14 protein-coding genes are annotated in these 12077 nt (G+C 64.4%); 7 read left to right on the top strand and 7 right to left on the bottom strand.

The features are described 5' to 3' along the window. Positions 1–68: 68 nt before the first annotated feature. From fabG to LC083_RS12165, 3 genes are read right to left on the bottom strand one after another with little or no spacing between them, the layout of a single operon-like run. Positions 69–821, bottom strand: coding sequence for a 3-oxoacyl-[acyl-carrier-protein] reductase (fabG, locus tag LC083_RS12175; RefSeq protein WP_160609051.1), 753 nt, complete (start codon positions 819–821; stop codon positions 69–71). Then, entirely contained in the window at positions 821–1759 is a 939-nt protein-coding gene (fabD, locus tag LC083_RS12170; RefSeq protein ID WP_226700607.1) for an ACP S-malonyltransferase, read from the bottom strand. The genes fabG and fabD overlap by 1 nt, the downstream gene beginning before the upstream one ends. A 26-nt stretch (positions 1760–1785) precedes the next feature. Further along, positions 1786–2625 carry an LD-carboxypeptidase gene (locus tag LC083_RS12165; RefSeq protein WP_226700606.1) on the bottom strand — a complete coding sequence of 280 codons (840 nt, stop codon included), beginning with the start codon at positions 2623–2625 and terminating at the stop codon, positions 1786–1788. A gap of 53 nt (positions 2626–2678) precedes the next feature. On the opposite strand from LC083_RS12165, the gene LC083_RS12160 reads away from it, so the two are divergent. Then, on the top strand, positions 2679–4106 hold the full coding sequence (locus LC083_RS12160; protein ID WP_226700605.1) for a glutamate ligase domain-containing protein: 1428 nt from the start codon (positions 2679–2681) through the stop codon (positions 4104–4106). 3 nt (positions 4107–4109) lie between these two features. Here LC083_RS12160 and LC083_RS12155 read toward each other — a convergent pair whose 3' ends face one another. Next, positions 4110–5072: a DUF808 domain-containing protein gene (locus LC083_RS12155; protein ID WP_226700604.1), complete on the bottom strand. Its 963-nt coding sequence runs from the start codon at positions 5070–5072 to the stop codon at positions 4110–4112. 205 nt (positions 5073–5277) lie between these two features. Here LC083_RS12155 and rpsF point away from each other — a divergent pair, with 205 nt between their 5' ends. From rpsF to LC083_RS12125, 6 genes are all read left to right on the top strand, one after another. Continuing rightward, complete coding sequence (gene rpsF / locus LC083_RS12150; protein ID WP_160606847.1) at positions 5278–5643, top strand: 30S ribosomal protein S6; 366 nt, start codon at positions 5278–5280, stop codon at positions 5641–5643. Beyond that, positions 5643–5867 (top strand): 30S ribosomal protein S18, encoded by a 225-nt coding sequence (rpsR, locus tag LC083_RS12145; protein WP_160606845.1) that lies wholly within the window; start codon positions 5643–5645, stop codon positions 5865–5867. The genes rpsF and rpsR overlap by 1 nt, the downstream gene beginning before the upstream one ends. 12 nt (positions 5868–5879) lie before the next feature. Further along, on the top strand, positions 5880–6497 hold the full coding sequence (gene rplI / locus LC083_RS12140) for a 50S ribosomal protein L9 (RefSeq protein WP_222553526.1): 618 nt from the start codon (positions 5880–5882) through the stop codon (positions 6495–6497). 123 nt (positions 6498–6620) lie between these two features. Continuing rightward, positions 6621–8060: an AMP nucleosidase gene (locus LC083_RS12135; protein WP_226700603.1), complete on the top strand. Its 1440-nt coding sequence runs from the start codon at positions 6621–6623 to the stop codon at positions 8058–8060. Between the two features lie 47 nt (positions 8061–8107). Further along, positions 8108–8821 carry an energy transducer TonB gene (locus LC083_RS12130; RefSeq protein ID WP_226700602.1) on the top strand — a complete coding sequence of 238 codons (714 nt, stop codon included), beginning with the start codon at positions 8108–8110 and terminating at the stop codon, positions 8819–8821. 104 nt (positions 8822–8925) lie between these two features. Then, on the top strand, positions 8926–9699 hold the full coding sequence (locus LC083_RS12125) for an SDR family NAD(P)-dependent oxidoreductase (RefSeq protein WP_226700601.1): 774 nt from the start codon (positions 8926–8928) through the stop codon (positions 9697–9699). A gap of 9 nt (positions 9700–9708) precedes the next feature. Here the strand turns inward: LC083_RS12125 and rimK are convergent, their stop codons facing one another. Genes rimK through LC083_RS12110 form a run of 3 tightly spaced genes read right to left on the bottom strand, consistent with a single transcriptional unit; the run spans position 9709 to position 12076 of the window. After that, a complete protein-coding gene (gene rimK, locus LC083_RS12120) occupies positions 9709–10614 on the bottom strand; it encodes a 30S ribosomal protein S6--L-glutamate ligase (protein ID WP_226700600.1) in 906 nt (301 codons plus the stop codon). Then, the gene (locus tag LC083_RS12115; RefSeq protein WP_160606830.1) at positions 10611–11072 is read right to left on the bottom strand and encodes an ATP-dependent zinc protease; all 462 of its coding nucleotides are present in this window, start codon (positions 11070–11072) and stop codon (positions 10611–10613) included. The genes rimK and LC083_RS12115 overlap by 4 nt, the downstream gene beginning before the upstream one ends. After that, complete coding sequence (locus LC083_RS12110; RefSeq protein WP_226700599.1) at positions 11069–12076, bottom strand: YncE family protein; 1008 nt, start codon at positions 12074–12076, stop codon at positions 11069–11071. Before LC083_RS12110 ends, LC083_RS12115 begins: the two co-directional genes overlap by 4 nt. Position 12077: the final 1 nt, after the last annotated feature.

Raw genomic sequence — 12077 nt, 5'->3', positions numbered from 1 at the left:
ATGCGGGGGCAAGGCTTGAGCGCCCTGCCAGCCCGCTACATGACCGATTCCTTGGGGATAAAAGGGGTTTATCCCATCATCGCCATGCCGCCGTTCACATGGATGGTCTGGCCGGTGACATAGGCAGCCTCGTCGCTGGCGAGATAGGCCACTGCAGCGCCGATCTCGTCACCCTCGCCCATGCGGCCCATCGGGATACGCGAATTGATCGCGCCCTTCTGGTCGTCGGTCAGCGCGTCGGTCATCGCCGTGCGGATGAAGCCCGGTGCGACGCAGTTCACCGTGATGTTGCGGCTGGCGAGTTCCTGCGCGAGGCTCTTCGACATGGCGGTGAGGCCGCCCTTCGCCGCGGTATAGTTCATCTGGCCCGGATTGCCGGTGTGGCCGACAACGCTGGTGATCGAGATGATGCGGCCGCCCTTGGCCTTCATCATGGGACGCGCGCTGGCGCGCATCAGGCGGAAGCTCGCCTCGAGATTGATGCGGATCACCTCGTCCCATTCCTCGTCCTTCATGCGCATGGCGAGGTTGTCGCGCGTGATGCCGGCATTGTTGACGAGGATGTCCATCCGGCCGAGCGTGTCGACGGTCGCCGGGATCAGTTCTTCCACCTGCTTCGTGTCGGACAGGTTGCAGGTGATCTCGACATGGTCGTGCCCGAATTCGTCGTTCAGCTCCTCGCGGAAGGCGCGCAGCTTGGCCGCGTTTGAGCCGGACAGCGCAAGGCGGGCGCCCTGACGCGCAAGAGCGCGGGCGATGGAGGAACCGATGCCGCCGCTGGCGCCGGTGACGAGGGCGGTCTTTCCTTCGAGGCTGAACATCATGCGTTCTCCTTGGCGAAATTCTCGAGGTCTTCCATGTTGACGAGGCTGACGGTCGCCGCCTCCTTGTCGATGCGCCCGACCATCGGGCCGAGTACCTTACCGCCCAGTTCGACGAAGCGTTCGATACCCGCCTCGCGCATGGCGATGACGCTTTCGCGCCAGCGCACGCGGCCGGTCACCTGTTCGACCAGCAGGCGCTGTTCCTCGGCAGGATCGGTGACGCGCGATGCGGTGACGTTGGCGAAGATCGGCACGGTGAAAGCCGAAGGCGCGGTTTCCGCCAGCGCGGCTTCCATCCGGCGGGCGGCCGGTTCCATCAGCGAACAGTGGAATGGCGCCGACACGGGCAGCTTGATGCCGCGCTTGATGCCGTGATCCTTGGCCAGTTCGATGGCCCGGTCGATCGCTTCGGCATGGCCGGAAATGACGACCTGCGTGGGATCGTTGTCGTTGGCGACTTCGCACACCTGCCCTTCGGCAGCGGCAGCGGCGAGCGCGGTTGCCTTCTCGATATCGGCGCCGAGCAGCGCGGCCATCGCGCCCACGCCGATCGGCACAGCGTCCTGCATGGCGATACCGCGCAGGCGCAGAAGCTTGGCGGTCTCGGCAAGGCCGAAAGCGCCCGCCGCGCACAGCGCGCTGTATTCACCCAGCGAATGACCCGCGACGCAGGCGGCCTTGTCGGCCAGCACGACGCCGAATTCCTTTTCCAGCACGCGCAGGGTGGCAATCGAGTTGGCCATGATCGCAGGCTGGGCGTTGGAGGTAAGCGTCAATTCGCCTTCGGGGCCGTCCTTCATCACGGCGGAAAGCTTCTGGTTCAGCGCGTCGTCGACTTCCTCGAACACCTCGCGGGCATGCGCGCTGGCTTCGGCGAGCTCCACGCCCATGCCGACCTTCTGGCTTCCCTGTCCGGGAAAGATGAATGCAGTCATGTTACTCTCCTGTTCGGGAGCGGCGCTTAGGCCCGTGTGCCGCTCGCCTCAAGGCCGAAGGGCACGATCCTGTTGGTAGCGGTGTGCCCGATCTCTGCGCGGCCGAGATAAGGAATGCCGCTACGGCTGCACCAGTCCTGCGCGATTTCCACTACCGATGCGCCGAAGGGCCGGTCGTTTTCGGGGATGGCCGTGACCTCGCCCAAGCGGATGCCTGCCACGCCTTCCAGCTGCGCAGTAACGTGGAAGAACAGCCGGTCGATGGCATATTCATGCTCGGCAACCTCTTCGATCAGCACTTCGTGCCCCGAAAGGTCCGGCATGAAGGGCGTGCCGAGGATCATGGCGAGCGTGTAGAGGTTGAAAGCGACGGCAGGCGTTTCGCCAAGGCCCGGCTCAAGTCCGCCATTGTCGCCGCCGAACCAGGCGAGTACGCGCCGGATCGCATCCTCCCCGCCTTCACGAGCCAGGTCGCAGGGCATGGGCGCATGGACCGCGTGGCCAATGGAATTGCGGTAGAGCGCGCCGAGCAAGGTTCCGCAGTCCGAATAGCCGACATAGGTCTTGGCCTTCGCCGCCTCGTTCGCATGGTCGAGGAAACCTTGCGTGATGCGGTTCGACCCGTAGCCGCCCTTGGCGAACCACACCGTGCCGATTGCCGGATCGTTCGCGCATTCGAGCAAGGCAGCAAGGCGGAGTTCGTCGGGCCCGGCAAAATGCCCTTCCTCGACAAAGCATTGTTCGTGGAAATGCAGATCGAGGTCCGGAAACTCGGCCACCGCCAGCGCGGTCACGCGCTCCGCATATTCGCGTTTCAAAGGCGTTGCGGGGGCGCAAATGGCGACTTTTCGGACGGGACGGTGCACGCCTGCGTCATGCCTGCTTGTCTTGGCGGCTGCAACTGCATAGCGAGACCGCGATGACTGACTTCCCCAGCCCCGAAGACCTGTTTGCCCGCCCGTTCTTCTTCGTCGGCATCGGCGGATCGGGAATGCTGCCGCTTGCGCAGATCCTGAAAGGACGCGGATGCAGCGTGGCCGGTTCCGACCGCAGCCACGACCAGGGGCGCACGCCGGCCAAGTTCGCCGCGCTGGAACGGCAGGGCTTCGAACTCCACCCGCAGGACGGCAGCGGGATCATATCGGGCGACCAGATCGTCGTCGCTTCGGCCGCGATCGAGGACACGGTTCCGGAAATCCAACGCGCCACGGAGCTCGGTTGCCTGCGGCTTACCCGCGCGGAGCTCAATTCGATCCTCTTCAACACCAGCGGGGCCGGGCTCGCCGTCGCAGGGACGAGCGGCAAGTCGACCGTTACCGGCATGCTCGGCTGGATCCTGGAAGCGACCGGGCGCGCTCCGACCATCATGAACGGCGCGGTGATGAAGAACTTCGTCTCGCCCGACCGGCCTTTCGCAAGCGCTGTGGTGGGATCGCAGAGCCTCTATGTCAGCGAGGTGGACGAAAGCGACGGGTCCATCGCGCTGTATCGCCCAGCTGTGGGCGTGCTGCTCAACGTCAGCCTCGACCACAAGAGCATGGAGGAATTGCGCCAGCTGTTCGGCGACTACCTCTCGCGCAGTCGTATCTCGGTCATCAATGCCGACGATCCAGAGGCGCTCGCCCTGCTGCCGCATGCGAAGGAAGTCATCACCTTCGGGATCGAGCAGGAAAAGGCGCAGATCGGCATCGTCCCCGACAGCATCGCCGAAGGGCCGGTGCGCCAGGCGGCGCTGGTCGTCGACCGGCACGATGGCAGCCAGTATCCGCTTCGCCTCGAAATGCCCGGCCGGCACAACCTCGCCAATGCGCTCGCCGCGATTGCCGCAGCGGCCGCGGCCGGTGTTTCGGTGCAGGAGTCGGTGCAGGCGCTGGCCGGTTTCAAGGGCCTTGCGCGCAGGTTCGACATTGTCGGCACCACGCACGCTGCCATCACCGTGATCGACGATTTCGGGCACAATCCGGAAAAATGCGCCGCCACCCTACGAACGCTGAAAGCGCATCCGGGCCGCGTGATCGCCTTCTTCCAGCCACACGGCTACGGCCCCTTGCGCCAGATGGGTGCCGAACTGGCCCAGACCTTCGCCGCCGAGCTTGGCGAGGACGACCTCGTGATCCTGTCCGACCCCGTCTACTTCGGCGGGACCGTCGATCGCAGCGAAGGGAGCGAGCGCATCATCGCGCTGATCGGCGAGGCCGGCGGCCATGCCGAGCACGTCCCAGCCCGCAAGGACGTCGAGGACCGGCTGGTCAGCATGGCGCGCCCGGGCGACCGCATCGTGGTCATGGGCGCGCGCGACGATACGCTCAGTGAATTCGCGCAGCGCGTGTTCGAACGCCTGTCCTGACGCTCAGTGCGCTTCGGCGCCTTCGCCCACGCCGTGGCCGAAGCCGAAGACCTTGTGCAGCAAGAATACGATGACGAACCCGATGGCCAGGCCGACCAGGGCCGAGATGGCGGCATAGGTCGCCCAGCCGAGAATACCCGACAGCCCGCCGGTCACCGCTTCCACCGCGTGCTGGATGCCATGTGCCCAGTCGGACGGGCCATGGATGCCGAGTTCGTGGAGGCCGTGAAGGATGATGCCTCCGCCCACCCACAGCATGGCGATGGTGCCGATGAACGACAGCGCCGTCAGTAACCATGGCATGGCGCGCAGCAGGAATTTGCCGAAGCCCTGCGCTGCGCTCGATTCCCGCTCTGCCAGGTGCAGGCCGACATCGTCCATCTTTACGATCAGGGCCACCGCGCCATAGACGACGACCGTGATGCCGATGCCCACGACGGCCAGCACGCCTGCCCGGATCCAGAGCGATTCTGCGGCCACTTCGTTGAGCGTGATCGCCATGATCTCTGCCGACAGGATCAAATCGGTGCGGATTGCGCCATTGACGCGCTGGCTTTCGAACTTGGCCGGATCCTCGATCACGTCGTCCAGCGTCTTGCCGTGCTTTTCGCCGCCGAGCTTCTCCAGAACCTTTTCCGCCCCTTCGAAGGACAGGTAGGCACCGCCCAGCATCAGGATGAAGATGATCGCCGAAGGCAGGAACTGGCTCAGCAGCAATGCGCCGGGCAGCAGGATCAGCAGCTTGTTCTTGAAACTGCCCTTGGTGATCTTCCAGATGATCGGCAGCTCGCGCTTGGGATCGAGCCCGGTCACGTAGGACGGGGTTACGGCAGCATCGTCGATGACCACGCCCGCCGCCTTGCTGCTGGCCTTGCCGGCCGCCACGCTGACATCGTCGATGGATGCCGCCGCGGTGCGGGCGATAACCGAAATGTCGTCAAGAAGCGCTACAAGTCCGCCGGGCACGCATTATCTCCTCAGTTTCACGGGCAACGGCCCCCTGCCCCGCACGTTCCGCCCCGGCAAGGGGAGAGTTTGGCTTGCATTCGCGCAGAATCCCGCTATGTGCGCGCATCCCTCGCTTCCGGGCGACGGATATGAAGAAAGCCGGAGGGGCCCCGCAATCCCGCGGATCAGCCAGCGATCGGCCAGCAAGTGAAAGGACAAGAGCATGGCTCTCTACGAGCATGTCTTCTTGGCGCGACAGGACCTGAGCCAGGCTCAGGTAGACCAGCTCGCCGCCACGGCGACCGAAATCGTCGAAGCGAACAATGGCAAGGTCACCAAGACCGAGACTTGGGGTCTCAAGAACCTCGCCTACAAGATCGACCGTAACCGCAAGGCGCATTTCGTTCTGCTCAACATCGAGGGCCCCGGCTCCGTCGTTGCCGAACTCGAACGCCAGACCCGCATCAACGAAGACGTGATCCGTTACATGACGATCGCCGTCGACGAGCATGAAACCGGCCCGTCGGTCATGATGCGCAAGAACGAGCGCGACTCGAAGAAGCGCCGTGAACGTGAGGAGCGTGACTGATGGCCCGCCCGTTTTTCCGCCGCCGCAAGTCGTGCCCCTTCGCCGCCAAGAACGCGCCGAAGATCGACTACAAGGACGTCCGTCTGCTCCAGGGCTTCATGTCCGAGCGTGGCAAGATCGTCCCGTCCCGCATCACCGCCGTCAGCGCGAAGAAGCAGCGTGAGCTGGCCAAGGCCATCAAGCGCGCCCGCCAGATCGGCCTGCTGCCGTACATCGTGAAGTAAGGAGAAGACATCATGGATATCATTCTCCTTCAGCGCATCGAAAAGCTCGGCACGATCGGTGACGTCGTCACCGTGAAGGACGGCTACGCACGCAACTACCTGCTTCCGCAGAAGAAGGCCCTTCGCGCCAACGAGGCGAACAAGAAGGTCTTCGAAGCCAACCGCGATCGCCTGGAAAAGGAAAACGCCGAACGCCGCACCGAAGCCGAAAAGGCCGGTGAAAAGGTCGACGGTGTCGAAATCACCCTGATCCGCGCTTCGTCGAACGCCGGCCAGCTTTACGGCTCGGTCAACGTTCGCGACATCGTGAACGGCCTTGCCGAAAAGGGTCACGAGATCGACAAGAAGCAGGTCATCATGGGCAACCCGATCAAGACGATCGGCATGCATGACGTGCGCATCGACCTCCACCCCGAAGTCTCGGTCACCATCAAGGCCAACGTCGCCCGTTCGGACGACGAAGCCGAGCTGCAGAGCCAGGGCGTCGACGTCCTTGCGCAGATGTTCGAAGACGAACAGCGCGAGATCGAAGAGCAGGCCGAAGCAACCCGCATCGAACCCAACCTCGAGCCCGGCGAAATTCCCGCCGACATGCTCGAAGGTGGCGACGAAGAGAACGCCGAGGGCTGATCTCTTCGACAACCGGACAATCAGGGCGCGGCGACTTCGGTCTCCGCGCCCTTTTTGTAACAGGCGCCTTCCTGTGGCAGGAGGTGTCACGAAAACAACAAAGAGCCAGGAGAAAAACCAGCCATGGAATCGATCGACCAGATCATCGACAAGCTTGAATCCGTCTACGATGCGGCCATCCACCGCCTGCGCGACGACGTGATCGCTTTCGGCAAGACCCGCGAACTGCCCGCCGCCGAACGGCGCAAGGACGGCAGCTACGCGTATCCCGAACTTCGCCTGCTGTTCCGCGGCGGCGTGATGCCCGACGGTGCCAACCGCGCCTTCGGCCGGCTCAACATGCCGGGCCTCTACGCGACCACGGTGACCCGCCCCGCCCTGTTCCGCAATTACCTGCGCGAACAGCTCGAACTGATCGGTTCGAACTACGAGGTCGAGGTCGAAGTGGGTTCCTCGCGGCAGGAAATCCCCTTCCCCTACGTCCTCGATGGCGAAGCCGGTGCGGTACTTGCGGGCATCGACCCCAACGAGATCGCCCGTCACTTCCCTTCGACCGACCTTGCCGACATCGGCGACGAGCTGGCCGACGGCATCGAACTCGACAATCCGGACGACCCGATCCCGCTGTCGCTGTTCGACGGATTGCGCACCGATTTCAGCCTTGCGCGACTGGCCCACTACACGGGCACCGACCCGCAGCACTTCCAGCGCTTCATCCTGTTCACCAACTACCACCGCTATGTCGACGAGTTCGTCGACTGGGCAGGCTCGCAGCTGGGCAGGAACGGTTACACCGCGCTGGCCGGTGCCGGCGGCCTGCTGCTGACCCAGGCGACCGACAATGCCCGCGCGCAGCTGTCCGACACGGCATGGCGCCGCCACCAGATGCCTGCCTACCACCTGGTGGGCGAAAACGGCGGCGGGATCACGCTGGTCAATATCGGCGTCGGTCCGTCCAACGCGAAGACGATCTGCGACCACCTTGCGGTGCTGCGCCCGGAGGCATGGCTGATGATCGGCCACTGCGGCGGCCTTCGCCCGAGCCAGAAGATCGGCGACTACGTCCTCGCCCACGCATACCTGCGCGACGACCACGTGCTCGACCCGGTGCTGCCGCCGGAAATCCCGCTTCCGGCCATCGCCGAAGTCCAGCAGGCTCTGGCAGGCGCAGCGGAAGAGGTGTCGGGCGAACACGGCAGCGACCTGAAGAAGCGCATGCGCACCGGCACCGTCGTCACCACCGACGACCGTAACTGGGAACTGCGCTACACCAGCTCGGCCCGCCGCCTCTCGCTCTCCCGCGCGGTCGGCATCGACATGGAAAGCGCCACCATCGCTGCCCAGGGCTATCGCTTCCGCGTTCCCTACGGCACGCTGCTGTGCGTCTCGGACAAGCCGCTCCACGGCGAAATCAAGCTGCCCGGCCAGGCGAACAAGTTCTACGAGGAAGCCATCGCGGCCCACCTCCAGATCGGTGTCACCGCCTGCCGCCTGCTGCGCGAGGAGGGCCCGCGCCTCCATAGCCGCAAGCTGCGCGCTTTCAACGAGCCGCCCTTCCGGTAGAAATTGGGATTGTCGCGGGCGAGGCGGTTTCCTATCCCCTTGGGATCATGGAAATCTTGCTCGCCGCCGCCGCTGTGTTCGCCACGCCGAAATTGCTGGAGCTCGTGCCCAGCTATCCGGACACGGCGGCGCGGGCTCGAAGCTCGGCCACAGCCTATATCGAGATGGTCGTCGACCCTGCTGGGCGCTCGATAGACTGCCGTACGCTCGCGACCTTCGGCGACGATGATCTCGCCAAAATGATCTGCAAGTTGCAGTCGGGTGCGACCTTCCAGCCTGCGAAAAACAACACCGGCGAACCAAGTTACGGAATCGCACGGGTACTGGTGCGCTATTTCTACATCGATTCCAAGGAGGGGCCGACTATCCAGAAACTGGAGGCGCCCGGGGTGAGTTTCGAGCTGGTAGGTGCCATGCTCCAGTCACCTGTCCGGCTTTCGAGAATTCCGGAGTACGAGCCCTATACAGGTGAAACCGTGCGGGTCTCGAACCCCGATCTCACACTCGATGTCGAAGCGCTTCCAGGCGCCAGTGGAAGCACACTGGACAGGCGCGTCCTCGTGACCATCGATACCGAAGGGCAGATCGACAATTGCGCCGCCGATCCGACCGACACCGAGGTTGCTAGCGCGGCTGCCTATTCCGCCGCAGCGTGCCAGATGGTCCGCGGCGTTCCTTTGGCGCCGTTGGTGGTCGATGGTCAGGCCGTGAGTTACGTCAGGCCGCTTGAAGTGCGCTTTACCGTCGCCGCCAAAAATTGAGCCCGGTCGAAGAGCGCTAGCTACTCAAGATGCGTTTCCGGCTGACTTGCGCTTCCCACCACCGGGGAATTGCGTGATAACGCCCCCTGCAAAGAGGGGATGTCATGACCGAAGCTGTAAACCGCTCCCGTTCGATCGCGGGCCGCACCACCGTGATTAGCGGCGCTGCCAGCGGCATGGGGCGCGCAACCGCGCTGCTGTTCGCTAAAGAAGGCGCGCGCGTTGCCGTGACGGACCGCGACCTCGCGGCCTGCGAGGCGGTGGCGCGTGAGTGCGGCGACGAAGCGAGGCCCTACGCGCTGGACGTCGCCGACAAGGACGCCGTCGCCTCGGTCGTCAGCCAGATCGCAGCGGATTTCGGCGGGATCGATATCCTGGTGAACAATGCCGGCGTCTCCAGCTTCTGTGCGCTGGATGCGGGCGAGGAATACGAGGAAGTCTGGCACCGCGCGCTGGCCGTCATGCTGACCGCGCACCAGCGGACCGTGCGCGCCGCCCTACCCCATTTGCGCGCCAGCGATGCGCCGCGGATCGTGAATATCGCCTCCACCGAAGGTCTCGGCGCAACCCCCGGCGATACCCCCTATGTGGCGGCGAAAACCGGCGTGACCGGACTGACGCGCGGGTTGGCGGTCGATCTCGGCCCCGAAGGCATCACGGTCAATTGCGTGTGCCCTGGCCCCATCCGCACCGCGATGACGCAGGCCGTGCCGGAAGAACACAAGGAAACCTTTGCCCGCCGCCGAACCGCGCTGAGGCGCTATGGCGAGCCTGAAGAGGTCGCGCATGTGATCCTGTCGCTGGTGCTGCCCGCAGCCAGCTACATTACCGGAGCGGTGATACCCGTGGACGGGGGGCTCACGGCAAGAAACGCCTGAAGGAAGGGTTCAGCCCGTTCCCTTGGTCTTGGTCTTGCCGTCCTTGGCGCTCTTCTCGATGAACTCGATGATCATGCCGGCAATGTCCTTGCCGGTCGCCTTCTCGATGCCTTCGAGGCCGGGCGAGGAGTTCACTTCCATGATCACGGGACCGTGGTTCGACCGCAGCATGTCGACGCCGCAGACGTTGAGGCCCATGCGCTTGGCTGCATTAACCGCCGTGGCGCGTTCGGCCGGCGTGATCTTGATGAGTTCGGCGCTGCCGCCGCGGTGGAGGTTGCTGCGGAAGTCGTCCGCCGCACCGGTGCGCTTCATCGTCGCCACGACCTTGCCGCCCACGACCAGCGCGCGGATGTCGGTGCCGCCCGCTTCCTTGATGAATTCCTGCACGAGGATATTGACGTTGGCCCCGCGGAAAGCCTCGATCACCGACTTGGCCGATGACATGGTTTCGGCCAGCACGACGCCGATGCCCTGCGTGCCTTCGAGCAGCTTGATGACCACCGGCGGGCCCTTGACCGCCTTGATGATTTCTTCCGCCTGCTTGGGGTCGTTGGCATAGGCCGTGAGCGGCAGGCCGAGGCCGTGCTTGGCAAGGATCTGCATCGAGCGCAGCTTGTCGCGGCTGCGGCCGATGGCGACGCTTTCGTTCAGCGGCCAGCAGCCCTGCATTTCGAACTGGCGCAGGATCGCCAGGCCATAATTCGTGATCGAGGCCCCGATGCGCGGGATCACCGCGTCGTAGCGGGCGACCTTTTCGCCATTGTAGAACACCTGCGGCCGGTGGCTCGCGATGTGCACCGTGCAACGCGTGGTGTTGAGGATTTCGAGCGTATGGCCACGCGCCTCCGCCGCCTCGACAAGGCGCTGGTGCGAATAGAGATTGGGATTACGCGCCAGCATGGCGATCTTCATGGCTTGTGGCCTTTCTTGGTCTTCATTTCGGGCGTCTGGAGCCAGGAATATCCCGAGTCCACGACAAATCGGCGACGCAGCGAAGATCGGCCGACCAGCATGGGAAATCTCATGTCCGCACGATTGGCGAGGCTGATCTCGGCACGGAATTCGAGGTCGCCAATACGCAACGGCGTCTTGATTACATAGCGATATTGCGTCTCGCCATTGGAACTGGTGATACCGCGGATATCGACGTGGACCGCCTCGCACACCTGACGGACGTGCTGCGCGCCGAAATCGACCGCGAAACGGACGAATTTCTCGCCGTCACGCTCGAATTCCTCGATTACTTCGCCGTGGAGCGAGGACGTGCGCGCACCGGTGTCGATCTTGGCAGGTACGCCGTGCAGACCGAGCTCCGGCAAATGGACCAGCTCGCGCCAGCCGACGACAGAAAGGTCCTTCGACTTGCTCACTGGATAACCGCCATTCCGTCACCTCCGCCTTCACCCGGGAGCCTGCGCAGCACCTTGCCGGTTGCGAAATCCACTTCCGCGATGGTGTTCGCCGTCGTCTCCGCCACGTAGATGCGCTTGCCGTCGGGCGACCAGAGGATGGTCACCTGCGTCTTCGCTTCGGCTTCCTCGCGGCTGGACACGGCGATGCTGCGCACGGCCTTCCCGGTGGAAAGGTCGATGACAGTGAGGCCGCCATCCGCAAGGTCGCTGGTCACAGCGAAATCGCCCTGCGGGCGGATCGCGATGCGCAAGGGAAAGTCGCCCGTGTCGACTTCCTGCCGGATTTCCATGGTCTGCGGATCGAGCGCGAAGGCCTTGTCCGAACCGCGAGCCGAAACCCACAGTGTCTTGCCGTCGGGGCTGAGAGCGATGCCTTCCGGCTCTTCGCCCACTTCAACCGACAGCGGCGGTCCTTCACCGCGCAGCGCGACGCGGGTGACGGTGCGTGACCCGAGATCGGTGGTCCAGACGACATCGGCCGCAGGCGAGACCGCCAGCATGTGGCTGCCCCGCTTGCCAGTGGCAAACGAAAGGCTCACGTCGCTTTTCCCCTTCTGGGGATTGAACAGCACGTGGACCGCCTGTTGGCCCTCGGCGGTCACATAGATGTGCCCGTTGGAGTGCCAGACGATCCCGTGCGGCCGTGCATTGGGACCGAGATTGTGGCTGGCGACCAGCCCGAGGTCCGACGTACGGAAGATATCGACCGTCGTCCCGCCATAGCAGGCCAGCGCGACGTAGCGGTCGTCCGGCGAGGTCGCGAGTTCGTGCGGATTAGCACAGCTTTCGACCGAGACCACCTGCTCGCCCGTGGCCAGGTCGACCTTGGCGAGCCGGTTCTCGAACTTGCCGGCCACGAACAGCGCACCCGACACACCCGCCGGAGCCGGCGCGGACGGCGCCTCCCCGGCTACCGGCGCGCAGGCCGCAACCGAAAGACCGAGGAGAGCGAGTGTCCGCATC

It is taken from the genome of Qipengyuania gaetbuli, from assembly GCF_020524765.1.
Taxonomy (GTDB): Bacteria; Pseudomonadota; Alphaproteobacteria; order Sphingomonadales; family Sphingomonadaceae; genus Qipengyuania; species Qipengyuania gaetbuli_A.
The sequence above is the reverse complement of the archived record's forward strand: the minus strand, read 5'-3'. Positions and strand labels throughout refer to the sequence as shown.

What these genes read in the sequence shown, in the direction of transcription:
- rpsR (WP_160606845.1), top strand. Translation starts at nt 5,643, where the DNA reads ATGGCCCGCCCGTTTTTCCGCCGCCGCAAGTCGTGCCCCTTCGCCGCC.
- fabG (WP_160609051.1), bottom strand. Translation starts at nt 821, where the DNA reads ATGTTCAGCCTCGAAGGAAAGACCGCCCTCGTCACCGGCGCCAGCGGC.
- LC083_RS12130 (WP_226700602.1), top strand. Translation starts at nt 8,108, where the DNA reads ATGGAAATCTTGCTCGCCGCCGCCGCTGTGTTCGCCACGCCGAAATTG.
- rpsF (WP_160606847.1), top strand. Translation starts at nt 5,278, where the DNA reads ATGGCTCTCTACGAGCATGTCTTCTTGGCGCGACAGGACCTGAGCCAG.
- LC083_RS12125 (WP_226700601.1), top strand. Translation starts at nt 8,926, where the DNA reads ATGACCGAAGCTGTAAACCGCTCCCGTTCGATCGCGGGCCGCACCACC.
- fabD (WP_226700607.1), bottom strand. Translation starts at nt 1,759, where the DNA reads ATGACTGCATTCATCTTTCCCGGACAGGGAAGCCAGAAGGTCGGCATG.
- LC083_RS12135 (WP_226700603.1), top strand. Translation starts at nt 6,621, where the DNA reads ATGGAATCGATCGACCAGATCATCGACAAGCTTGAATCCGTCTACGAT.
- rimK (WP_226700600.1), bottom strand. Translation starts at nt 10,614, where the DNA reads ATGAAGATCGCCATGCTGGCGCGTAATCCCAATCTCTATTCGCACCAG.
- rplI (WP_222553526.1), top strand. Translation starts at nt 5,880, where the DNA reads ATGGATATCATTCTCCTTCAGCGCATCGAAAAGCTCGGCACGATCGGT.
- LC083_RS12160 (WP_226700605.1), top strand. Translation starts at nt 2,679, where the DNA reads ATGACTGACTTCCCCAGCCCCGAAGACCTGTTTGCCCGCCCGTTCTTC.
- LC083_RS12110 (WP_226700599.1), bottom strand. Translation starts at nt 12,076, where the DNA reads ATGCGGACACTCGCTCTCCTCGGTCTTTCGGTTGCGGCCTGCGCGCCG.